Source organism: Legionella busanensis, assembly GCF_900461525.1.
Classification (GTDB): Bacteria; Pseudomonadota; Gammaproteobacteria; order Legionellales; family Legionellaceae; genus Legionella_C; species Legionella_C busanensis.
This window is the reverse complement of record NZ_UGOD01000001.1, coordinates 3,094,573-3,118,491: the sequence shown is the minus strand read 5'-3', so window position 1 is coordinate 3,118,491 and position 23,919 is coordinate 3,094,573. Positions and strand designations below refer to the sequence as shown.

Genomic DNA, 23,919 nt, shown 5'->3' with positions numbered 1-23,919 from the left:
GATAATGGCTAAAAAATCAGAAAGAAATATCATCACCGGTTTAGATATCGGTACCTCCAAAGTTGTTGCTTTAATAGGTGAAGTAACACAAGATGGTGTTATTGAAATTATCGGTATAGGTCGTCATCCCTCCCGTGGATTAAAACGAGGTGTTGTTGTCGACATTGAAGCAACAGTTAACTCAATTCAGCGGGCCGTACAAGAAGCCGAACTTATGGCAGGTTGTGAAGTACGCACGGTTTATGCTGGTATTGCCGGTAGTCACATACGGAGCTTAAATTCGCATGGCATTGTTGCAATACGTGATCATGAAGTTTCTTTAGCTGATGTTGAGCGCGTTATTGAAGCAGCGAAGGCAGTTGTGATTCCAGCTGACCAGAAAATATTACATATTCTTCCGCAAGAATTTATTATTGATAATCAAGGTAGTATACGTGAGCCTGCTGGCATGGCAGGCGTACGTTTAGAGGCACGAGTTCACATTGTGACTGGTGCTGTTAGTGCTGCGCAAAATATTGCCAAATGCGTGAGGCGCTGCGGGTTAGATGTGAATGATATTATTCTTGAGCAGCTGGCTTCAAGTCATGCCGTGCTGACAGAGGATGAAAAAGAGCTTGGCGTTTGCTTGATTGATATTGGTGGTGGTACGACCGATATTGCTGTGTTTGCAGGAGGCGCAATTCAACATACTGCTGTAATTCCTATTGCAGGTGATCAGGTAACAAACGATATTGCCATGGCTTTACGTACACCAACCAAAGCAGCAGAGGCCATTAAAGTAAAGCATGCTTGTGCTATGACTGAATTAGCAAGTGCTAATGAAATGATTGAAGTGATGAGTGTAAATGAGCGCCCGGGACGTAAAATATCTGCTAAATCGCTTGCTGAAGTTGTTTCTGCCCGTTATGAAGAATTATTTTACCTCGTCAGAAATGAATTAATTCGTAGTGGTTTTGAAGATAGGATTGCTGCGGGTATGGTTATGACTGGTGGCGGCGCAAGTGTACAAGGTGGTATGGAGCTAGCTGAAATGTGTTTTGCAATGCCCGTTCGCCATGGTTGTGCACATCATATCTCTGGTTTGGCAGAAGCAACCACAAATCCTGCTTTAGCAACCGGTGTAGGCCTATTATTACATGGTTACAAGCAGCAATATGAAGGCGGCTATAGCGCACCTACATTAAATGATACAAATAAAAGTGTATGGTCGCGAATGCGTGAGTGGTTTCAAGGTAATTTTTAACTTAATTCTTGTAAGTAAAAGATAAATTAAAGAATTAAGTTTAACAAATAGATAGAATTTAGAGGAGAGGCAGTAATGTTTGAATTGACGCAATGCCAGGAAAACAGTGCCATTATAAAAGTAGTAGGTGTTGGCGGTGGTGGTGGGAACGCACTTGAACACATGGTCAGCGAAAATATTGATGGCGTAGAGTTTATCTGCGCAAATACAGATGCACAAGCCTTAAAAAATTCAAGTGCTAAAATTCATATTCAATTAGGCGAAGAATTAACTAAAGGATTGGGGGCAGGCGCTAACCCTAAAATTGGCCGTGAAGCAGCTGAAGAAGATAAAGAGAGAATTCGTGAGGTGCTTGAAGGCGCAGATATGGTATTTATTACGGCTGGCATGGGGGGTGGTACTGGTACTGGGGCGGCACCCGTGTTTGCTGAAGTTGCTAAAGAGCTTAATATTTTGACTGTCGCTGTCGTCACTAAACCATTCTCCTTTGAAGGAAAACAACGCGCCCTTGCTGCAGAAGATGGTATTCGACGCTTAGCAGAGCATGTTGATTCTTTAATTACTATCCCTAATAATAAATTATTAAGTGTTTTAGGTAAAAACATTACACTCTTAAATGCCTTTAAAGCTGCTAATAACGTATTACTTGGCGCTGTTAAAGGAATAGCGGACTTAATTACGCGACCTGGTTTAATCAATGTCGACTTTGCTGACGTACGCACTGTTATGTCTGAAATGGGTATGGCTATGATGGGAACTGGTAGTGCAACTGGTGAGCAGCGCGCTCGGCAAGCAGCTGAAGCAGCAATTGCATCTCCTTTATTAGAAGATGTTAACTTTTCTGGCGCTAAAGGTATATTAGTTAATATTACCGCTGGCTTAAATATGTCTATTGGTGAATTTGAAGAAGTAGGCGATGTTGTTAAAGAATTTATTTCTGATGACGCTACAGTTGTAGTAGGAACAGTTATTGATCCTGATATGACAGATGAAATGCGTGTTACCGTTATTGTAACAGGCTTAGGTGGTAGTGAGCGTGGAAGGGCGCAAGTAGGCAGTACTAAAGCAAGGATGAACGAGTCGACAAGAATGGACGGTTCTCTAGATTATCATCAATTAGACAGGCCTGCAGTAATGCGTAAGCAAGCGTCAATTACATCGGCACCTGCTAAAAAAGCAGCTGACGCTACTGTTCAAGATGTTGATTATTTAGACATTCCGGCTTTTTTACGTCGGCAGGAAGAAAGGATTGATTAAAGTTGCGGTGTAAGCCGCGCTTTAAAATTAAGAAATTAGACTAGTTAATAATTATTTGCTATTCTGAAACTGTCTGTTGCCTAAAATAGGTTATCAATAAGGTGATCACCGAATGATGAAACAAAGAACTCCTAAGAAAATGGTTCAACTGACAGGCATTGGTTTACATTCAGGTGATACTGCCGAGCTTAAAATAAGACCTGCTCCTATTAATTCCGGTATTGTTTTTAGACGTGTTGATTTAGATCCAGTTGTTGAAATTCCAGCCTGTTATAAAAATGTGAGTGATACTATGTTATGTACATCACTCCATTACAATAATGCTAGAGTGGCTACTGTTGAACACTTACTTTCAGCTTTAGCAGGTCTAGGCATTGATAATGCTTATATTGATGTCAATGGTCCTGAAATTCCTATTATGGATGGAAGTTCAGCGCCTTTTGTATTTTTACTTCAAGCAGCTGGTATTCGTGAACAAAGTGCTGCAAAACGCTTTATTCGCATTCTAAAACCTATTAAGGTTGAAGACAAAGGTAAATACGTACAATTTATTCCTCATAACGGTTATAAAATTTCATTTACTATTGATTTTAATCATCCTGTATTTACAGATAAGCCCCAAATAGCTAATTTTGATTTCTCTACAACTTCTTATGTGAAAGAAGTGTGTCGCGCTAGAACCTTTGGGTTTTTATCTGACTATGAAAAATTACGTGAAGGTAATTTAGCCAAGGGCGGAAGTTTAGATAATGCAATTGTTGTTGATAAATACCGTATTTTAAATGAAGATGGTTTACGTTTTGAAAGTGAGTTTGTTGCTCATAAAGTGTTAGATGCCATTGGCGATTTATATCTTTTAGGCTGTGGCTTAATTGGCGCTTTTGAGGGCTATAAGTCAGGTCATGAATTAAATAATCGCTTATTACGTGAATTAATGGTTCGCGAAGATGCGTGGGAATATACTTATTTTGATGCAGAAACTTATCAGCCATCTTTCGGATTTAATACAATTGCTCTTGAAGTATAAATTAGATAACAGTGAGCTCAACAAGCTCGCTGTTTAACCGCCAGAATAAATTACACCTCTTTGATTGGCCTTATTTTGTTAGTGACAGGTTGGAAAAAATCTACTATCAAATTTCTAGTACTAATAATAAATTACCAATTACGCCTTAAGAGCGTGTTACAGCTAGATAGATTTATAATTTTTACTCTGCTAAATGAAGTAACGCTTGTTTTAAAGGTTTATAAGCACATAAATTGCCTACCTCTCGAATAAGGCTACGCGCTTTAAGTGATAATTGCTGTTCCTGGACTAGCCTGTTATTTTCTTTGTTATTATCAACGGTAATAATTTGAATCCTAATATTCATAAGTTGGTAAAGACCTGCTTCTTTTCTTAATTTATCACGCAAAGTAGGTAAGTAATAACGAAGTTCAGTTGCCCAAGCTGTATTAGTAAGGCTAATAAGCAAAGAGCCTTTATTAAAACTACCTACATGGCAAAATTCTTTTAAATGACTCGGTAGAAGGGGTTTTAATAAAGAATTAAGTTTATCTAATTGAATAACTTGCTGACATATATCAGCTAATTGCTTATTTAGGCAACGGTTAATAGGACGCATAAGTACCTTTTTAATAACATAAAATTAATTAATCGCTAACGTAAATAATTATATATTTAGTATAATCTTACTAAGCAAATTTTAAATTTTACAAATTAAATGAAAGTCTAGATATTTAGTAGTAAATTTAAAATATCTAAATTATCATACCTGAATTAGTGTACATTCGATATAAGAGATAGGATCTTTTGATGTTATAAAAGGAATCAGGAATTAAGAAAACGCCAAGGCCAGTCTAGAAATTTTAATGAAGAAGGTTAAATAGTAATTTAAAAAAATCAATTAAATTATTTTTAGTGAGATTCAGGTTGTCCCTAAATCTTCAGTAAAATAAATGAGCAACTACTATACGGATTAAGATAAAACAAGAGAGATTAATAATGACGGAGATGGCGGATAAGAACGTCGTATACATAGCAAAACTTCACTGGCTTCTATTTTTTTGGCCCCTTGTATTAACTGGGTTTGGGTTATTTTTAGGTATACAAGTAGAGCAACTTAAAGAAGTAGCTTTAGTACTCGTAATTATTGGTGTAATTTGGCTATTTATTACGTGGGTTCATTACCACTTTTCTTCTTTAACTATTAAAAAGAAACAAGTTATCTTACGTACTGGGCTCTTAGTTAGGCAAACAATAGATATTCCTTTAACTAAAATTGAAAGCATTGATATTCGTCAAACGTTATTAGGCAGTATTTTTCGCTATGGTGCACTCACTATTATAGGGACAGGTGGCACAAAACATTTTATTAATTTTTTACAAAGGCCGTTAACTTGCCGCCGCTATATTGAGCAATTAATGAATGATTAGTGAACATTGGTCATATAATTTTTTAAAGCAAAATATTTCTTCTATTTCATCTTTACAAGGTGGAATGCAACATTATCTTGATTTAATTGAGCTAGCTGATTCTACTAAATGGGTATGTAAAAAGTTTGCAAATCAAACCTGGCTAGGCGAAATTACTTATCAACAACTATGGATTTCAGAGAAAATAGCTAATTTAGTAGCTGATGAATTGAGTTTAACTTATAAAGCATTATGCCCCGAAAATGATTCTCCTATTTTAAAACTTAAAGAGGGCTATGGCCTCATTCGCCCCTTTTGTGTAGGAAAAACAAGCCCAACTGTAACAATTGATCAAGCGCAGCTTTTAGGTAAAGTGTTAGCCCATATCCATGCATTAAATATTAGTGATATTAATGCCTTACCTTTTCCATCAATAAATTGGCCGCAAGAATTTAATTGTCCACCATGGTTACAGGCAGTTATTCAGGAGTGTAATGAAATAGCACCTACTGAAACATGGATTATTAGTCATCGTGATATTCACGCTTCAAATCTTGTTTGGCAAAATCCAGATACAGTGCACCTTATAGATTGGGAAAGTGCAGGGTTAATTCATCCTGGAATAGAATTAATAGGGCTTGCTTGTAATTGTGCAGGATTAACCCGAGGATATTTCCTAGATCATTTATTTGTGGCTGTACTGCAAGGCTATCGTCAAGTCAGAGCAGCTATACCTATGATTCCAGAGGGATATTGGGTCTTAATCTGGCAAAGCTGGCTTTTATGGTACTTATATGTCATCCAAAAAAACTTTAAGCAGGAAATTCTAGCTACAGAGGCAATTTTACATTTATTAAAAGTGAAACAACCAATTTTACAAGCAATTTATAAGCAGCAACTTAAATGCGAAGCCAAAGCTTAAAAATTAAACACCTATATTTTTGATATAAAATAAATCATTTATACTATCGATTGGTATTAGATTGCTCTGCAAATGAACTAAAAAAATTAATAGAGTACTTGCCTAACCTGCATCATTTACTTTATTGCTGCGTTGTAAACGTTTCTGCGGTTGCTCATTTACGTTATGTAAACGCTGCGCCTCAAAACGTTTACGCCTTGCACGAAAGCAACATTCATAGGTCAGGAAGAGCTTTAATGATAATTTTTTTTGGCTGGATTATACCCCCGCATTTTAAACGCATCAGATATGATGCATCCCATAGAGGTGAAAGCCAATGCTTGCTTGTATAAACTTCTACGAACGGTTGAGGATTTGCTGCTGATAAATATTCGAACCTACCTAACCAGAATCCAATTTAATAAATTTAAAATCATGAACTTCTTTAAGAAAAATGAAACAAAATATGCAGCTTGGGAAGTGAACAATAATTTAAAGTTAGTATAATATTAAAAACAGGTAAAGAATTTAATAGTAAATAATAAAACGCTTTGTTGTAATGTTGCGATAAAACATCGCAAACATGTCTATGATGATTATTAGAAAAGACTTTTATCATTATTCTTAAGCATAATGAAGTCATATATTATTAACCTTACACTAAATTGTAACGAGGTTAATAAGATCATAATAACTTTGTTACACTTTATTATAAGGTTAATGGCTAAAATTGATTCGGAAGATTGACTGCGCTACTGCAAAACTTTGATTAAAAATTTAACTTTAAGCAAGCTATTTTGGACTAATCGTTGTCGCAAATATTAAGATATCTTAGTTTGAATGCCAATCTTTGCTAGATTAGACATCTTTCGAAACTGTTAGTGACGGGACAAGGTCAAAGGAAAATGTGGCTGAAAAAGCGCCGTTATCTAAAATACCTGAGCATCTCCATCTACATGGGGACATGCCTTGAAGGGCCTTTTTCCTTTGAGATGGGCCGTCAATGCCAGTTTCTAAAGAATTCTATTGAAAAAATTGATGCATGTGCGCATTTGCAATAGACTCTACCGCTTCTTTTCTCGGAATTACTCCAGAAGTATTAAGTAAAATTAGTAAATTCACTAAAGTTAAGATTTAGCGCTTGATTATTATAACTAATTGGCACCTGTTGATGATAGTTAGCTAATAAATTCCCTTCTTGCTTTATTAATTCGTTTAGATCTTTACTAATCCGGCTAAACGTTCCTTTCCCTAATACTGAATCAGATTTTCTTTCAATATCTGCAACTAAATCATTTAAGCTTTTGAGTGGACTATTTAAGATAGACTCTTTTAGTTGTGTTAACTCTATGTTTTTAGCTATTTTTCTTTTTGTATCATAGAGAAAATCTACTTTGGACGTTATATTACTATCCCGCCTAGCTATATTATTATCGATACAATGTATTGCTTGCTGCTTAATAAACATTAACTCAACCAAATAACTCTGGTTATTTTCACTAAGTGCCGTGATATCAATAAGTGGTATAATTTTTTTTTTAAGACAATTAATTTTTTCATTTTTTTCTTGCAGTGTTTTAAATAGAGCTATAAACATATCAGCCTGTGTTTTTGTAATAGTCATTCCAAATAAATTTTCTACCAAAAGCTGATTGGTATTAACTTTAATTGGATCAGTGATAGTTGCATTGAGCTCAGCTTGAAATGAGGTTCTTTTTCTTTGTTTAGCTATAATAAGTTGCTCTGCAAGGTTGATCAAATCTCTAAAAACTGGTATTGGCTCTAAATGTGCTTGTTTAGCTTTATGTACATTGTTTTCATAAGCGGTCACTAATTGCTTGGCTTTTTTAGCTGACAAACCTTTACTAATTAAAATAGCTTGCATCTCTTGCGTATCATAAGTAGGTAATACTGTTTTAATTACTCGTCTCGCTAAGGCAGTACTTGCCGCTTTACGGCCTGCCATAGTCACCGGATTTTGAGTGCCTATCACTAAAAAACCAGGCTTAGAAGGTCTTTCTTGCTTGTTATTTCCCATAAGTAAATCATTTAACAAACGCTCCATCATCGGTGAACTATTTATTTCATCGATAACTACAACAGCACCTTGCTTAAATGCTTTCTTTAGTAACTTTTCTTTTTCTTTGAGCGATAAACTTACGGGCATACGATAAAAAGGCTTGGCAGGTAATGGCTTTTCTTTAACTTTTTCCTCATCACTTTTTTTAGTTTCGTCTTTACTACGAAAGATGACCTCTTCATAGCCACGTGCTCTTAAACTAGCAAGCACTAATTCGCTTTTGCCAATACCAGGCTCGCCCTCTAAAATAAGCCCACCTAATCCACCATATTTTTGTGCTTTATTTTGTGCTTTTGTTTGTCTAAATTCACGCAAATTTAATAGTTCATCAAGCTGGCGGTGAATGCGTAAACGTGAAGAAGTTACTAAAAAACCATCTTGTATAGCTGGCAATGTCGCAGCATTATTAGAGATCTCAATACTAGGTTTAAACTGTTTTTCAAAAGCTTGCCGATGTAAGTCAGGTACATTATTAACAGCAACTTGATAAGCATAGTGCTTAGCCGCACTTTCCATATCTGCAAGACTTATAGATGGATGCGAATCGACATACGAGGCAATTAACAAAGCCATCATTTGTACATCACGCGGTGAAATTAACACCTCATCTGTTGAACACTTACATAAAAAACGATAAGCAGCGAGTAAAGATTGGCTTATCATTTCAATATGATCTGCAAGCGGGGTGTTAATAAAAACAGGTTTAATTAATTTTTCATAGATAAATTCTTGAGGCATGGGCTCAAAAATGAGCGCATTGCCATGCTCGGCAAAAAAAGGTGCTAATTGGCGTTCATCACCATAATTAACTGGATTACCAGCAAAAATAACTTTATGCTCTTCGGTTAAAGGATAATATCTTCCTTTAATCAAAATACTTGGCGGGAAGTACATTAACCCTTCAAACTCACTCCATTGGCGTTTACTTAAATTAGCCTCATCAATAAAAAGAATTTTACGCTTGCCAGGTGTTTTATCACTCGCCCACTCAACAAGCTTATTTTCGTTTGTATAAAGCACTTCCGTGCTGGTAGTAAAATTCTTTTCGACAAAGGTCGACTTACCTACGCCAGTTAGACCTGTCAAAAAAACATAAGGGCTATATATTAATGCTTGATTAACCGCAGCCAACCGTTTTTGATTAAATTCCTCTGCAATGGCAACACTACCTTGTGCATTAAATTCAGCTAGTCTGACTCCGCCTGATATACCTTGTAAGCCTTGCCAGGCCTCATCACTAGATTCCGTAGTTGGATGACAACGCCAGTAGGTAAGCCGCGCTGTTAGTTGGTTTAGGGATTCTTTAGTCATTAACTCTTCAGGCAGGCGATTAATTTCCAATATACTAAATCGTTTTTCCAATTGTAAGCGTTTATCTTTTGCAGTGACTTGATGCAGTTGTGTAGGCAGAAATGAAAAACAAGGCTTATCACTAAGAAGAATCAATTGCCCTTTAGCGTCATTATTATTCTCTCTCGCTAACAGTAAAGGTGCTAACGCGTCTATCAATTCATTTGAGAAATGACCTTTTAAAATAACACGTTTACCTTCATCTAAGGCTTGCAACAAGGCTTGCTTAGTTTGTTGAAAAACGAATTGCCTTTTTTCACTATCAAACTCACTTTTAGTATAAAGCAGTAAATCCTCAGGACTACATTCAGAAACATCAATAATTTGATAATCATTCTCTGCCTTTGCAATGGTTTGTAATGTAGTATTGAGATCGGTACTTGTAATTACCGTAGTGGATTGGTTAAGTTGTTTATTTAAAGGAAATAGGGTTGGCGCGATTGCTTTAATGCCTTTGGCAAGAGGGGCGGGCAAGGTTACATTAGGGCTTAAATGAATGGTGAGTTTAATGTGTTTTTCTTGGCAAGCTGACAAAAATTGTGCCCATTCATCTTCACTTAAATCACGAGTGAGATTAACAGCGAGTGTTTGCTTGGTATAGCGATCAAGCAAGCCTGGTTGCATATCAAGCTTGCCATCGTAGCAATCAAATAAAGTAAAGAAATGAGTTAATTGCCCTGGATTTAATACTAAAGCCTGCGATGAAAGCGTTGCCTCCACAGTGACTTGGGTCGTTAATTTAGACCATGCATATCCTTGACTTGTTATAAGCTGTAAATCTTTAGGGACATTAATTCGTTGTCCTGCATAGTCAATATAACCTAACATCGTAGCTTGTCGCCAAAATCGTTTAAATTCTGGACAATCCCAGGGCACATTTTGTAATTCGATGGGGTTTCCTTTTGCAAACGCTTGCTCTAATTCCCCGGCAATAAAATACAAGTCATCACCTTGAATATTCCAGTACCCTAGTAAACGATCTTTCCAGTTAGGTGCATTATAAAGATTAATACTTATGACTTGCTCATCTAGTTCGTTAGGTATTTTTTCCCGTATTGCTAAAGGGGCGATTGTATTTAAATGAGCAGTTAACCTATCTGTATTAACTAATGGGGTTTCAACGCAGTTAAAACGAGAATAAAAATCAGCACCTTGATAGCAATCAGGTTTTTTGCAATTTCTCAAGCCCAAAACTAATGTTTTTTCAGGTAAATTAATACCCTCTACCTGTCGCTCTTTATCTAAAAGACTATTAAAACGCACAATGTCGTCAGCATCAAAATGATCATAATTAATGATCAACACCGGTGGTGGATTACTTTCTCTATGTGCCTGTAAGAAATCATATAAGGGGCCGCCTGGTCCTTTTTGAAGCTCACCTTTATTTTCAAAGCGAGTGACAAAAGGCGCTGAACAAATTAAATCATCAGGCGAGTTAATATAAAAACAGGGTCGCGAGGTATGCTTGCAATAATCTTGCAAGCTTAATTGCATCACTTGCACATCTTCAACCGAGTTTAGTTCTACCAAGCGTTTTTTAATATCATTGGTTTGCATTAAACTTTGGCAATAAGCTTTGACGGATTCTACAGGAGGTTTTTCTCGCTTCCAAGTAGCTAGGTGCTGCTCATATTTTGCAATTTTAAAATTATCAAGGTTAGCAGACTCAGTAATCGTTAATTTAGCTGGGTAGCCGCCTAGATCGTAGCGAACCCACTGGCCTTCTAACATGACTTCAACAAAGGCATGACATTGGTTATCAACTATACGGACTGGCAAATCACGATAAAATCGCTCTATTTCGGCTTTAAATGCTACGGCACGATGCCGACAAGCCCCTTTTTCTTGCTTTATCATTGCTCTTAAATAATCGTCACCTGTTGGCGCTGCTATCCCCTTTAGATCTAATTCGCCCTCGCCAAATTTCAAAAATTTAGCCGCAAGTGTATTTATTTTTTCTACGGACGGTGATAATTCTATGGGCTGTTCTTGGTTTAATTTAAGCAAGAAAGACACGGTTACTGTTTTACCTGGCGGGCTTTGAATATAATAAAGATTATCCCGCTTTGAGTAGATAAATTTAATAGCTACATCAAGGGGCTCAACATGATAATAAGGTATTTCTTCGCTGGCTGAGATTGAATCAAGCCTTTGTAAGTCACCGTTAAATGTTATTGTTTGCCTACCTAAATAATAGGTAAATTCTTTATTTGCTTTAATGGCTTGTTTGCCGTGGGCAACGAGTTGTTCAACGGAGGGCAACGTACTTGAATTATACGGGATCAAGTCAGGTTCGTCTCGATTTTGCAAAACAAAGGCATCTGCTAGCGAACAGGCGTTATCGTTAATGCCTAAATTATTGAAAACACCATGACGATAAAAACTTACGTCTGGTGAGGGACGAGAATCAAGGGAAAAAATAGTACGCTTAATAGTATATTCTTGATTAGGATTACGTTTTGTATCTGCGTCTACTTTGCGCTTTGCATGGTCTATGATAGAGGAGGGTTGCGATAGCTTCCCCATACCAGAATCATCAGCATTAACATTAATTCCTCTGTCTTTTATTAATGATTTTAAAGCCTCATTAAGAATTAGTTTTTTGCAATTTTTGATATTTAACAATTTAAGTTGAGGCGCAGCTTGTAATAGTACCTGTAAATTTTCGACAGTAATACTGGAATTAGATAGGTTAAGTGTCAGTAGGTTTTCTAAATACAATGGCTGGGTAAAAGGCGCCCCTAAGTGCATGCAATTGGCAAGATTTAATTCTCCTAAATTATTTTTTTTATTTAAGAAAAGTTCTAAAACGGGTGTGCTAATTGTATTATAACTTAAATAAAGGCGGGTAAGGTTTGGTAAATAGATGCCTTCTATAGCAGCAGCTGCTGTTAAATTTACATGCCCTCCTAATTTTAATTCTTTAAGCGCACTAGCTTGCTTTAAAATCTGATTTAAATCGGATGCGGAAATATTACTATTTGTCAGGGCAAGCGTTTCAAGTTTACTAAAATCAAAATTACCTGAAAAATAGGCGTCTAACGTTGTGCAACCTACAAGAATTAAGGCTCTAAGCGAGTGCGCTTGGTTTAAAATATAACGAAAGTCATCGGCGGTAATAGTGCTGTTAGACACGTCTAAGTACTCTAAGGCTGATAAATCTACCCCCGCACAGAAATACTTGGTAAGTTCTTTGTAGTTATCCAAACGTAAGTTTTTAAGTGATTTAGCTTGCCTTAAAATAAGTTGCAAATTAGCCAGAGAAACGTTGCTATTAGAGAGATCAAGGGTTTCTATTTTAGAAAAATCGAAGCGTCCTGAGGAAAAATTATCCGCTAAATTTTTACCGCAATGGGTTAGTTTTAAGCTTTTTAATGCGTTAGCTTGGCTTAAAATATATTCTAAATTTGCAAAGCTAAATGAAACAGACGTTATATCAAGTGACTCGAGATGGGTAAAGTTGAGATCTTTAGTAAAATTGCCTTCTAAATTTTGACAACTGTCTATTGTTAATGCTCTAAGCTCTTTAGGGTAGGTTAACAAGCGCTGTAAATTAGCTATATCAATAGGCAGAAAGCTTAGATAAAGCTCTTCTAAATGCGTCAAAGTAGGCAAATTGCTAAAGTTACCTTCTAAAGTCTCATAACCACTTAATTCAAGTCGTTTAAGTATTGGCATTCGCAAAAGCAGTTTTTCTAACACGGTTGCATTCATATTTTGCTCTGTATCTTCAACTTTTAAATGCTCTATGTTTAGAAGTTGCTCTGCTAAGAAGCTGTGATGGCTAATAGATGGTGCTAGAATATTGTCGATATCTGCTGGATTAAGAATTAAGTCTGTATAATTTGTCGTGATATTTAAGTTAGGAAAGTAAGCATTTAATTTTGTTACCGAATCATGATTAGGAAAAACATCATCAATGATTTCGGTCAAAGCGGGCGTAGTATTTTGCAGTATCCACATGATTTTATTGTAATATAATCTACGCGCAATAAGATCACTTATTCTAATCTGACGCTTTGCTAGGTGCATGGATTCTGATTCAAGTACTAATTGATTTAACCAATAATCATCAAGAATATGCACTTGATCTTTGGTTAAACGATGCTGGACAATGGCTTTTTGGCTAATTTCTTCAGGAAACGAAGGGGTTATTAAATTACGAACAGCTTTATCAGCAAGACAAGAAACGTTTTCTTTGGTTAATTTCTTAATATCACCATCTTGCCATAGATAAACTGGGAAACCGTCATCTATTAATGTTAAAATTTGTTTTTGTAACGCGGCTGCGGCTTCATAAGATAAATTTGTAATAGTCCAATCAGCTAAGATAAGCGATTTTTTTTTCAAAATACTTGAATATGCCAGCTTTTTCCACGCCGGTAAGTTTTTAATTAGCCTGACAATACTAAGTGTGCCTTGCGGGGTACGACTATAGGCTGTACTTTCTTGTTTATCATGAAAATAAAGTATAGGATTATACGGCATTGGTATCAAAAAATGATCTGAATTGTATAATTTTAGATCACATTTTCTATAAATTCACTATAAAAATAGTATTTTAAACACAAAATTAGGTGAGATTCATATAAAATCTAAACTATAAATGGGTAACATTAATTCTGGTATTTGTTTAGTTTTTCCTAACTTAAAGATTTTTATTTCCTCTAGAACTTATTTTCCTTCATAAGCGCAAGCTAATTTAATGGCTCGAGCCCACTGAAAATATCTTTAGAGAAATAAATTTCTTGTTAATTAACATCAAGAATTAATTTCTTACTCCGGCATTAAATTATTATAATTACTTTATGCAGCATCAGCGACCTCTTTTTTTAAAGGAATTTTTTATTTTAAATTCATTGAACTGAATTTTAGTAAGATATAACCGCACATTTGTTATTAGGTCCTTGAGATTTTAATACTTTAAAGTGATTAAAATTTGCTTTAACAGCTTGGTTGACTAGTTCTGGTAGGTTTAGTTCAGGGCAATAGTAATAACGGGCGTATTACCTACTAATGCATACGTTCTACCTCGGTTATCCGTGGAGTGGATTCCTATATCGTCACCCCAGTAAATCCTAGCGCGTTCTCTCGATGCTCCGGCTTTGATAGCTGGATAGGTTTCAGTCAGCCACGTTACTATTTTGGTTGCATATTTCTGATAAGCTTTCTTAATCGGTTTTTGGCTTGAAAACCTTAAGTTGTACATCAGTTGTCTGATACCTCTATCGGAATAGTGAAAATTAAATTGTAAGGTAATTAATTTTTGAATCATTAAGCTATTCCATAGCGTATACCAGTTTATTAGGGTTCAGGCATGCTTTGTGAACAGTTCCTGCGGTTAGACTATAATCAAACAAAGTGTCCATTAAATTTATGCGTATGTCTCTTATTAAAACTATTGTTGCAGCACTTATATTATTAAATGGGAGTTCTAGCTTCGCATTTCGATGTGGTAATTCTTTAGTTTATGAAGGCGACAGCAAATACTTAGTCCTGAAAAAATGTGGTAAACCACTAGCCAAAGATGTTTATTCAGATCCCAATCTTCTGATTAATCAATTTAATGTACCTTACGGTATTGCTTCTGATATTTATGAAGTATGGACTTATCAACCATCCCCTAATGATTTTATTTACGAGGTCTTATTTCAAAGTGGCCATGTTGTAATGATTAATGCTAATCGAGCTATTTAAGTAATAGATCATATAATGGTGTTAATTTAAGAACCGCTCTGTCTTTCCCGCGCAGGCGGAAAGCCATTTCTATATAGGCACAGTGAAGATGGTAGGATAGATTTCCGCCTTCGCGGAAATGACAAAATTCTTAAACACCATTGAGCGTTCGCACCGTATCCGCCGTAAAGGGTATATTGTGTGCGCCTGACATGCAAGTTCAACCTTCTATTAAGATAATGACATCTTACCGTTATCTATTCCTTTATGAGCAATTACTGATGTTATTATTTTAAAGTGCAGTTTCAGATGTGGAATAACTACAGCCTTCTTTAGGACATATAATTTGTCGCCCACTGCGTTTGGTCTCTTTAACTGTGAGCAAAGGCCAGTGGCATTGGGGACAAGGTTTATTGATAGGCTCATTCCAAAGTGCATAATTACATTTTGGATAATTTCCGCATGAAAAGAATATTTTTCCTTTGCGGGATTTACGCTGAAGTATTTTCGCTGAATGACATTGTGGACATTCGACACCCGTATCAGCTGGTTTTTCTAATGGCTCCATATGTTTACATTCAGGATAGTTACTGCAGCCTATAAAACGGCCATAGCGACCTGACTTAATATGAAGTGGGTTTGAACATTCAGGGCATACGCGTCCTTCAACAACAACTGGTTCATTTTTTTCACCTTCATTATTAAGTGCTTGCGTGTAATCACATTCTGGAAAACCGGTACAGCCAATAAAACGCCCTCGTTTACCAAGGCGAATTGATAAGGGTTTATTGCATTTTGGACACGTTTCTTCTAACGTTTCAGTTGTGACATCTTTGCGCTGAATATTTTCATCAATAACATGAATTTGTTGGTTAAAAGGTTGCCAAAATTCTTTTAAAACGGGAATCCATTCTTTTTCACCACGAGAAATAGCGTCTAAGGTATCTTCAAGATGGGCGGTGAACTGATAATCGACGTAGCGGGTAAAGTGACCTGTCAGGAAACGATTAACAATTCGTCCTACGTCAGTGGGTACAAATCGTTTCTTTTCTACTACAACATACTCACGTTGCTGTAAGGTATGAATAATTGTGGCATACGTCGAAGGCCTACCAATATCATATTCCTCTAGTGCTTTAACAAGGGAAGCTTCCGAATAACGAGGAGGAGGCTCAGTAAAATGTTGATTAGCTGCAATATCTTGCAGTATCACTTTTTCACCTATTTTTAAATTAGGTAATATAACAGCTTGCTGCTCATCGTCACTGATGTCATCTAAGCTTTCTTCATAAACAGAAAGAAAACCTGGAAAGGCAATAGTAGAGCCGTTAGCACGAAAGATATTTTCTTCACTGCCACAGGCTAAATCAACAGCAACCGTATCAATTAAAGCATCTTCCATCTGACAAGCAACACTACGCCGCCAAATTAAATTATACAATTTATATTGATCAGGTGTTAATGCTTGTTCAACTGTTTCTGGCGTTCGCAAGATAGAAGTAGGGCGAATTGCTTCGTGAGCTTCTTGGGCATTTTTAGATTTTGTTTTATAAATACGTGGGCTTGGTGGGCAATTATTACTACCATAGCGTTTTTCTATATATTCTCTAATCTCTATAATGGCTTCTTGAGATAAATTAACTGAGTCAGTACGCATGTAAGAGATTAAACCAACAGTGCCTGTGCCAATATCAATTCCTTCATAAAGCTGTTGAGCAACCATCATTGTTTTACGAGCCGTAAAGCCTAATTTACGTGCAGCTTCCTGCTGCAAAGTAGATGTTATAAAAGGTGATGCTGGTTTACGTTTTCGTTGTTTTTTCTCAACATTAGTAACTAATAGCTCACCCTGTGCTAATTGAATTAGCTTATCACGTATCTCTTGTGCTTGTTCTGTGCCCTGAATAGTAAACTGTTGTAATTTTTGTTTTTCGTAATGAGTAAGTTTGGCTAAAAAGTTTGCGTCGTTATACTGACACTTAGCCAAAATTTTCCAATATTCTTGAGGAACAAATTTTTCGATTTCTTCTTCACGTTCCACAATTAAACGTAAAGCCGGACTTTGAACCCGACCAGCAGACAATCCTCGTCTAATTTTTTTCCATAATAAAGGTGAAAGATTAAAACCGACTAAGTAATCTAGAGCTCGCCTTGCTTGCTGTGCATTAACTAAGTCCATTGAGATATTACGCGGATTATTAATTGCTTCCTGGATTGCTGTTTTAGTAATCTCGTTAAAAAAAATTCGGTGAACTTCTTTATCTTTTAATAAATTACGTTCGCGCATAAGCTCAAAAATGTGCCAGGAGATAGCTTCTCCTTCTCGATCAGGGTCCGTTGCAAGTAATAAGGATTGGGAATTTTTTAAGGTTTTAGCAATAGAATCAATATGCCTTATATTTTTCTCTACAGGGGTGTAAGACATAGTAAAGTTTTTATCAGGATCTACAGAGCCTTTACGAGGTGCCAAATCACGAACATGGCCGTATGAAGCTAATACTTCATAATCCTTTCCTAGATATTTTTGAATCGTCTTAGCTTTAGCAGGCGATTCAACAATTACCAAATGTTTGCTCATAGTTAACCTTTGTTATGATTCTATAGATTACTCGTATCTCATGGCGAGTAAAATGCTGCTATATACTGATTATTTTATAGACTAAAATTTTGTTTTCTTCTTTAAAGATAGCTTAAAGAATTTAATGTAAGGATAATCCATCTTCCTTTTGATATAGCACAAGATCAAGGAAAGCAAGTTGAGAATCATCTAAGTTTTCTGCTAAAAAATTGCGAATAGCCCATTTAGTCTCTTCTAATGTTACAAATCTTGACTCTGAGGTAACAAGTTGATTAATTACAAGTTCTAGGGTTTCGGGCGCGATAACACCCCACAACAACATACGCGTTAAAAATTGATAGCTTGCCTTAGTAAATTTAATTTTCTCATCTACTGTAAAAATACGCATCGATGTATCGCGTGCAGCTCTGACAATTAGTGCTGTATTATCGGCCGTTTCAACATCATCCTCATTTGCTAAATCATTTTCGGAAAGATTAGCTTGGGTTTTTGTTAACTTAGATAAGCTCTTTTCAAAAAAATTCATCAATAGTTCTAATAAATTATCTTTCATTTCAACACCTTATATAGCCGCCAGGCACAGCTTTAATAATACCTTGTAATTCTAATTCTGCTAAGTCACAGGTGACTGTTTCAATACTTAATCCACTTCGCTGTATGATTTGATCAATAGTTGCTGTTTCAAAACCTAAGCACTTTACTAGGTTTTTATGATGTGTAGCAAGATTAATTGAGGATTCTTTATTTTCGGAAGACACACTTTTAATGCCTAATTCACTTAGAATATCATTAATTGATGTAACCAGTTTTGCCCCTTGTTGTAGTAAATGGTGACAACCTCTCGCTTGTGGGTTATTAATAGAGCCAGGAATCGCCATAACTTCGCGATTTTGCTCTAAAGCCAAACGCGCTGTAATCAGTGAACCGCTCTTGATTGCAGCTTCTACGACCAGTGTGGCCAAAGATAAGCCGCTTATTATACGATTTCTACGGGGGAAATGTCTAGCTGTTGGCTGGCTTTTTAATGGAAACTCAGAAATTAATAAGCCATGTATAGCAATTTCCTGAGCAAGTTTTATATGGCTTTTAGGATAAATGTAGTCAACGCCAGTCCCTAATACTGCAATGGTTTTTCCCCCAGCAGCAAGGCACCCTTGATGCGCTTGGGCATCAATGCCTAAAGCTAAGCCACTTACGACCGAAATACCTTTTGTTGCAAGATCAAAAGCAAATTGCCATGCAGTTTGGGCGCCTGTTATAGATGGTTTCCGTGTGCCAACGATGGCTACACTTAAATGCTTTAAGCAAGTTAGATCGCCTATAGTATATAAGACAGGTGGGGCATCATAGATTTGTTGAAGCAATGTAGGATAGTGCTCATCTTCCCAAGTGACTAAATGATGATTGGTCGCCCTTTCCCAGTTTAAATCCAACTCAATTTTTGCTAAATCGAATGTTTTGATAGCACTAGCTAAATTAGTGGGTATACCTGCTGCTTCTAATTGACTTTGAGGTAAAGCAAACATATCAGCAAGTAATGGCCAACGGGTTAAGAATTTTTTTATTGTACGAGGCCCAATATTAGGCATGTGATTAAGTGCAATTAAATAATGTCTGTTATTCATGGGTTTGTAACAATATCTCCTAAATTAATTGCTCGTACAGAGCGTACTACTAAAGCAAAACTAGTTTGGGTAAATACCCGAAAGATCATGGCTTCTCCCAGTCGCTCGCGCGGTAAAAGTACTGACTTAGAGCATTTTAAGGGGGTATAACAATCTTTTGGATCTCGAATCAAATGAGCAGGTGAATAAATGCCTAATACATCACCAGATTCAAGTCCTGCATCTTGACCTTTATTAATGACAGCTACTAATCCTACAGCACCTTGTGTGTATCTAGGTAAAACATCAATAATAACACCTCGTAGAGGGTAAGCAGGTGTTTTAGGTAGGAAATTAGGATTAAAGGCAGGAAAATCATTAAACAAAACTCGATCACCTATGCGTACCCCTTCGGTGACTTGAGTGATTTGTACTGTTGCGGGCTCACCACCTTTTACTAGTTGTCCATAGCCAACTAAGATGGCTTTGTAACCTAATATTTGTTTTGTATTGGGGTCTTTATAAGGGCAATTAGGTCGGTAAATAGCATAAGCAATAGTTGTATCATTACAAGCTTCAGGTGGCCTATGTAATCTTCTAACATAAATTTCATCGCCTTGTCCTCCTAGCATATGTTCACCTACATAAGCAACAACATAGGGGGCCAGAGCTAAACGATTATCATCCATAATTAAAGAATCATTTAAAAAGGGATTAATTTCTGCAAGTGGAATAGGCAAAATGGGCTCGCCTAAAATATAAGGGCGAACGTAAGGTGATAGCTTAATAGTTCCATTAGATAAAACACGAATATAAGGATTTTTTTTAAAAAAGCGTAGTTCAAGTATTGCGCCAGCATACAAACGATCTGGATTTTTAATTTGAGGATTTGCATACCATAGCTCTTTCCATTCCCAAGGACGGTGAAGGTAGCAATTAGCAATACTCCATAATGTATCGCCAGGTTTAACAATGTAGCGTTTAGGATAATCAGCACGAAGAGAGAGTGCTTCAGCGCAAAAAGATAATAATAAACAAACTATAATCAGCACATATCGCATTAATCAATCCTTGAAGCAAGAGGTCCCGAGACTTAACACTTTGGCCGTTTAATTTGGAGTGTTAATTTTATTTAATATTTGCTTCTTACATTTAAAGGCTTTATGAAGAATAACATCAGAACGTTATTTAAGTATATTGCTGCACTTCATAAATAAAGTTTGTGCCCTGAAAAGTTTATGGCTTTAACTTTAAGTGTTTTAAAGCCTAATTATCTTGCAGCAACTAAATGTATTGGCGATAATACCACGCATTCTTACTATTAACATAGATCCATATGGCTATTAGGAAAATTCTTTATTTACCCGAGGCTTGTTTAAGACAAGTGGCAAAACCTGTAGAAAAATTTGATGAGCGGCTTCATGAATTGATCGAAGATATGTTTGAAACCATGTATGCTGCTGATGGTGTAGGTCTTGCTGCACCACAAATTGGCGTCAGTTTACGCTTATCTGTCATCGATATTATTGGTGACAAAAAAGAACAACTAGTTTTAGCAAATCCGGAAATTATTGCTTCAGAGGGCGTTGCTGAGTATCAAGAAGGCTGTTTATCAGTACCAGGTGCTTATGATACGGTTAAAAGAGCTAAAAAAGTTACTATTCGTGCTCAAGATCGTTTTGGCGAATTCTATGAAATGAGCGGCGAAGGCGTTTTAGGTGAATGCTTTCAGCATGAAATAGATCATTTAAATGGTAAGCTCTTTGTTGATCTTCTTTCTCCTTTAAAGCGCGCTATGGCAAGAAGAAAATTAGATAAATTTAAACGTCATTTGCAGGCACGTAGTAAATAATGTCAAGTTTAAAAATAGGTTTTGCTGGCACACCGGAGTTTGGTTTACCTTGCTTAAATGCTTTATTTAATTCTAAACATGAGCTTTTGGCCATTTATACTCAACCCGATAGGCCAGCAGGGCGAGGTCGAAAACTACAACCCTCGGCCGTAAAAAGTTGGGCTTTAGAGCATCAGTTGCCTATCTATCAACCAATAAATTTCCGTGATGTAGAAGAAGTTGAAAAATTAACTGCTCTAAATTTGGATGTGTTAGTTGTTATTGCTTACGGCTTAATTTTACCAAGGCGTATTTTGTCTATTCCCCAGTTAGGTTGTGTGAATGTGCATGCCTCCTTATTACCCCGCTGGCGTGGGGCCTCTCCTATTCAGCATGCTATTTTGCATGGTGATGAATATTCAGGGGTAACAATCATGCAAATGGATGTTGGTATGGATACAGGTGATATGCTTAATAAAGTGACTTACCAACTAAAGCCGACGGAAACAGCTGGTTCTTTACACGATGAGTTAGCTCAATTAGCTATAGCACCTTTACTAGAAACTCTTACCTCTTTAGCAGAAAGTAATAGCCAGCCTATAGCACAAGACCACTCTTTAGCGACCTATGCGGGAAAAATTAATAAACAAGATGCGTTAATTAACTGGAGCCAAACAGCAGCAGTTATTGATAGGCAAATTAGGGCTTATAACCCTTGGCCCATTGCTTATACTTATATAGGCTCTGATGTTATGCGTATTCATCAAGCTGAAATTGAATCTACGATGACTACTCAAAGTCCAGGCACAATTATTAATATTAATAAAAAAGGAATTTTGGTTGCTACTGGTGATCAATTAATCCGTATTCAGCGCTTACAATTTGCTGGTGGTAAAATTTTATCTGTAGCCGACTGGCTTAATTCCGCTCGCTCTCAACTTGTAATTGGCCAGATTCTTCAATGAATAACTCGCGATTAAATGCCTTACATGTTTTATTAAAATTATTAAATAATAAAGTATCTCTGACCCAATTATTACAAAATGATACAGAGCATGCTTCATTAACTAAAGCTATTTGTTATGGTGTCTGTCGTCATTATTATCGTCTTGAAGCGATAGCAAATCATTTACTTACAAAAAAACCTAAGCAATTAGATGTGTGGTTAACTGTATTGATAGGATTATATCAATTGAATTATTTGAATAAGCCTGAATATGCAGTAGTGCAAGAAACAGTAGGTATGCTTGATAAGGAACGAAAAAGTTGGGCAAAGGGCTTAGTTAATGCTGTTTTAAGACGTTTTTGTCGAGAAAAAGAAACAATTTTAGCTAGCTTAACAAAGCAAGCTAAATTTATATATGGGCATCCTGAGTGGTTTGTGAAACAAGTAAAGGAAGATTGGCCTAATGATTGGCAAACAATTTTAACTAATAATGATGCACATCCACCTATGAGTTTAAGAGTCAATCAGCAACGAATTGACCGAGGCGCATACTTAGAGCACTTAAAGCAAGCTGGTTTTAATGCTAAAGCACACACATATTCCTCCGTTGGCATAGAGTTGGATGTACCATGTGATGTATATGAATTACCCGGATTTACAGAAGGGCATATTGCCGTGCAAGATGAAGCAGCACAATTAGCTGCTCCTCTATTAATGCTTAAACCTAATTTAAGGATTCTAGATGCGTGTGCTGCGCCCGGTGGAAAAACATGCCATATTTTAGAGTCAGAGCCTCATTTACAAGAATGTGTCGCATTAGATATTGATGCAAAGCGCTTGCAACGTGTACAGGATAATTTAAGTAGGCTAGGCTTAAAAGCGACCCTTTGTCAGGGTGATGTGTTGGATCTGGATGCGTGGTGGGATGGGCAATTTTTTGACCGGATTCTTCTCGATGCGCCTTGTTCTGCAATGGGCGTAATAAGAAGACATCCTGATATTAAATTACTACGAACTCAAGCTGAAGTTGCAGCGGTTGTCAAATTACAAGCAGCTTTGTTACAAAAGATTTGGTATGTACTTAAACCTGGCGGGATTTTAGTTTACGCAACATGTTCTATCTTAAAGCAAGAGAATGCTGAGCAAATTGCAAATTTTATAAGAGGTCAGGCAGATGCTTGCTATATTATGGAAAAACAGCCATGGGGTGTCGCAACAGGTTATGGTTATCAACTTTTACCGGGTATAGACAATTGCGATGGCTTTTTCTACAGTGTATTGAGAAAGGGAAATCATGACACTTAATTGGTCAGTTACATTTTTTTTATTTTTCTTAGCACTACCAGGTGTTTACATTGCTATTCCGCGGTTAATCCATTTACTTCTACCGCATAACAGCAAAGAATTAAAAAGCCGCTTCACACGCATTGTTACCGTACAAACGTTAATTATGGTCTTATTAATGAGTGCAGCAGGAAGTATTTTATCGTTAGTAACAGGGTTAGGCGATCCAATTTTAAATGGTCTTTTACAAGGCCAGTCAATTTTAGGCTTAATTGATATTATTCCTGTTTTAATTGCTACTACCTTAGGACTTATCTTTTTTCTTTTTCTTTATTATGGTGTAGCTAGCAAACTACTCGATACAACAACGCTTACTGTCATGAGAACATTACGAGCAACTTTTGGTATTGATGGTTGCCTTTTATATGGCGGGGTGGTTGAAGAGATTTTAGTTCGATGGGGCTTAATTAATGTCATTACCTTTTTTGCTTTCCTATATACAGGTGACAAACAACCCTTATTAATTTGGCTTGCCATTCTAATTAGTGGTTTGGTGGTGACTATCGGACATTTACCTGCTTTTATTGCAGCCGGTTGCTTAACGACTCAGCGCTTTATTTATGTTATGTTGTTACTGCATATGACTCAAGCAATTATTTTTGGTTGGATTTTCTGGCATTACGGTATATTGTCTGTGATTTTTGCGCATATGCTTTTCTATTTAGGTTGGTACTTTTATGATAGGGCTTAAGG

The 23,919-nt window shown here is 36.5% G+C and carries 17 protein-coding genes; 10 read left to right on the top strand and 7 right to left on the bottom strand.

Annotated elements, in window-relative coordinates; all coding sequences use genetic code 11:
* Positions 1-4: 4 nt before the first annotated feature.
* From ftsA to lpxC, 3 genes are all read left to right on the top strand, one after another.
* Positions 5-1,243, top strand: coding sequence for a cell division protein FtsA (ftsA, locus tag DYH30_RS13840; protein ID WP_115332208.1), 1,239 nt, complete (start codon positions 5-7; stop codon positions 1,241-1,243).
* A 75-nt stretch (positions 1,244-1,318) separates the two neighbouring features.
* The gene (ftsZ, locus tag DYH30_RS13835) at positions 1,319-2,500 is read left to right on the top strand and encodes a cell division protein FtsZ (protein WP_115332207.1); all 1,182 of its coding nucleotides are present in this window, start codon (positions 1,319-1,321) and stop codon (positions 2,498-2,500) included.
* Between the two features lie 112 nt (positions 2,501-2,612).
* Positions 2,613-3,527, top strand: a complete 915-nt coding sequence (gene lpxC / locus DYH30_RS13830) for a UDP-3-O-acyl-N-acetylglucosamine deacetylase (RefSeq protein WP_115332206.1) — start codon at positions 2,613-2,615, stop codon at positions 3,525-3,527.
* A 181-nt stretch (positions 3,528-3,708) separates the two neighbouring features.
* On the opposite strand, the gene DYH30_RS13825 is transcribed toward lpxC, so the two are convergent.
* Positions 3,709-4,125: a DciA family protein gene (locus DYH30_RS13825; RefSeq protein ID WP_115332205.1), complete on the bottom strand. Its 417-nt coding sequence runs from the start codon at positions 4,123-4,125 to the stop codon at positions 3,709-3,711.
* A gap of 377 nt (positions 4,126-4,502) precedes the next feature.
* Here DYH30_RS13825 and DYH30_RS13820 point away from each other — a divergent pair, with 377 nt between their 5' ends.
* Positions 4,503-4,937: a PH domain-containing protein gene (locus tag DYH30_RS13820; protein ID WP_423202821.1), complete on the top strand. Its 435-nt coding sequence runs from the start codon at positions 4,503-4,505 to the stop codon at positions 4,935-4,937.
* A complete protein-coding gene (locus DYH30_RS13815; RefSeq protein WP_115332204.1) occupies positions 4,930-5,838 on the top strand; it encodes a phosphotransferase in 909 nt (302 codons plus the stop codon). The genes DYH30_RS13820 and DYH30_RS13815 overlap by 8 nt, the downstream gene beginning before the upstream one ends.
* 1,078 nt (positions 5,839-6,916) lie before the next feature.
* On the opposite strand, the gene DYH30_RS13805 is transcribed toward DYH30_RS13815, so the two are convergent.
* Together DYH30_RS13805 and DYH30_RS13800 are read right to left on the bottom strand one after the other, a co-directional pair.
* Positions 6,917-13,735, bottom strand: a complete 6,819-nt coding sequence (locus DYH30_RS13805) for an AAA family ATPase (RefSeq protein ID WP_115332202.1) — start codon at positions 13,733-13,735, stop codon at positions 6,917-6,919.
* Between the two features lie 487 nt (positions 13,736-14,222).
* A complete protein-coding gene (locus DYH30_RS13800) occupies positions 14,223-14,552 on the bottom strand; it encodes a winged helix-turn-helix domain-containing protein (RefSeq protein ID WP_278043127.1) in 330 nt (109 codons plus the stop codon).
* Positions 14,553-14,608: 56 nt separating this feature from the next.
* On the opposite strand from DYH30_RS13800, the gene DYH30_RS13795 reads away from it, so the two are divergent.
* Positions 14,609-14,944 (top strand): DUF2845 domain-containing protein, encoded by a 336-nt coding sequence (locus DYH30_RS13795; RefSeq protein ID WP_131740640.1) that lies wholly within the window; start codon positions 14,609-14,611, stop codon positions 14,942-14,944.
* A 271-nt stretch (positions 14,945-15,215) separates the two neighbouring features.
* Here the strand turns inward: DYH30_RS13795 and topA are convergent, their stop codons facing one another.
* The 4 genes from topA to DYH30_RS13775 all read right to left on the bottom strand — a co-directional run bounded on the left by topA (position 15,216) and on the right by DYH30_RS13775 (position 20,166).
* The gene (topA, locus tag DYH30_RS13790; protein ID WP_115332199.1) at positions 15,216-17,501 is read right to left on the bottom strand and encodes a type I DNA topoisomerase; all 2,286 of its coding nucleotides are present in this window, start codon (positions 17,499-17,501) and stop codon (positions 15,216-15,218) included.
* A gap of 121 nt (positions 17,502-17,622) precedes the next feature.
* Positions 17,623-18,054, bottom strand: coding sequence for a DUF494 family protein (locus DYH30_RS13785; RefSeq protein ID WP_115332198.1), 432 nt, complete (start codon positions 18,052-18,054; stop codon positions 17,623-17,625).
* Between the two features lies 1 nt (position 18,055).
* Complete coding sequence (gene dprA, locus DYH30_RS13780) at positions 18,056-19,126, bottom strand: DNA-processing protein DprA (protein ID WP_115332197.1); 1,071 nt, start codon at positions 19,124-19,126, stop codon at positions 18,056-18,058.
* Complete coding sequence (locus tag DYH30_RS13775) at positions 19,123-20,166, bottom strand: LysM peptidoglycan-binding domain-containing protein (RefSeq protein ID WP_115332196.1); 1,044 nt, start codon at positions 20,164-20,166, stop codon at positions 19,123-19,125. The genes dprA and DYH30_RS13775 overlap by 4 nt, the downstream gene beginning before the upstream one ends.
* Before the next feature lie 275 nt (positions 20,167-20,441).
* On the opposite strand from DYH30_RS13775, the gene def reads away from it, so the two are divergent.
* Genes def through DYH30_RS13755 form a run of 4 tightly spaced genes read left to right on the top strand, consistent with a single transcriptional unit; the run spans position 20,442 to position 23,917 of the window.
* A complete protein-coding gene (gene def, locus DYH30_RS13770; RefSeq protein WP_115332195.1) occupies positions 20,442-20,957 on the top strand; it encodes a peptide deformylase in 516 nt (171 codons plus the stop codon).
* Positions 20,957-21,901 carry a methionyl-tRNA formyltransferase gene (gene fmt, locus DYH30_RS13765; protein WP_115332194.1) on the top strand — a complete coding sequence of 315 codons (945 nt, stop codon included), beginning with the start codon at positions 20,957-20,959 and terminating at the stop codon, positions 21,899-21,901. The genes def and fmt overlap by 1 nt, the downstream gene beginning before the upstream one ends.
* Positions 21,898-23,187 carry a 16S rRNA (cytosine(967)-C(5))-methyltransferase RsmB gene (gene rsmB / locus DYH30_RS13760; protein ID WP_115332193.1) on the top strand — a complete coding sequence of 430 codons (1,290 nt, stop codon included), beginning with the start codon at positions 21,898-21,900 and terminating at the stop codon, positions 23,185-23,187. The genes fmt and rsmB overlap by 4 nt, the downstream gene beginning before the upstream one ends.
* Positions 23,177-23,917, top strand: a complete 741-nt coding sequence (locus DYH30_RS13755; RefSeq protein ID WP_115332192.1) for a CPBP family glutamic-type intramembrane protease — start codon at positions 23,177-23,179, stop codon at positions 23,915-23,917. The genes rsmB and DYH30_RS13755 overlap by 11 nt, the downstream gene beginning before the upstream one ends.
* Positions 23,918-23,919 lie beyond the last annotated feature (2 nt).

Bases quoted from the DNA above. Each gene is read 5' to 3' on its own strand.
- ftsA (WP_115332208.1), top strand. From the start codon at position 5: ATGGCTAAAAAATCAGAAAGAAATATCATCACCGGTTTAGATATCGGT.
- ftsZ (WP_115332207.1), top strand. From the start codon at position 1,319: ATGTTTGAATTGACGCAATGCCAGGAAAACAGTGCCATTATAAAAGTA.
- lpxC (WP_115332206.1), top strand. From the start codon at position 2,613: ATGATGAAACAAAGAACTCCTAAGAAAATGGTTCAACTGACAGGCATT.
- DYH30_RS13825 (WP_115332205.1), bottom strand. From the start codon at position 4,125: ATGCGTCCTATTAACCGTTGCCTAAATAAGCAATTAGCTGATATATGT.
- DYH30_RS13815 (WP_115332204.1), top strand. From the start codon at position 4,930: ATGATTAGTGAACATTGGTCATATAATTTTTTAAAGCAAAATATTTCT.
- DYH30_RS13805 (WP_115332202.1), bottom strand. From the start codon at position 13,735: ATGCCGTATAATCCTATACTTTATTTTCATGATAAACAAGAAAGTACA.
- topA (WP_115332199.1), bottom strand. From the start codon at position 17,501: ATGAGCAAACATTTGGTAATTGTTGAATCGCCTGCTAAAGCTAAGACG.
- DYH30_RS13785 (WP_115332198.1), bottom strand. From the start codon at position 18,054: ATGAAAGATAATTTATTAGAACTATTGATGAATTTTTTTGAAAAGAGC.
- dprA (WP_115332197.1), bottom strand. From the start codon at position 19,126: ATGAATAACAGACATTATTTAATTGCACTTAATCACATGCCTAATATT.
- DYH30_RS13775 (WP_115332196.1), bottom strand. From the start codon at position 20,166: ATGCGATATGTGCTGATTATAGTTTGTTTATTATTATCTTTTTGCGCT.
- def (WP_115332195.1), top strand. From the start codon at position 20,442: ATGGCTATTAGGAAAATTCTTTATTTACCCGAGGCTTGTTTAAGACAA.
- fmt (WP_115332194.1), top strand. From the start codon at position 20,957: ATGTCAAGTTTAAAAATAGGTTTTGCTGGCACACCGGAGTTTGGTTTA.
- rsmB (WP_115332193.1), top strand. From the start codon at position 21,898: ATGAATAACTCGCGATTAAATGCCTTACATGTTTTATTAAAATTATTA.
- DYH30_RS13755 (WP_115332192.1), top strand. From the start codon at position 23,177: ATGACACTTAATTGGTCAGTTACATTTTTTTTATTTTTCTTAGCACTA.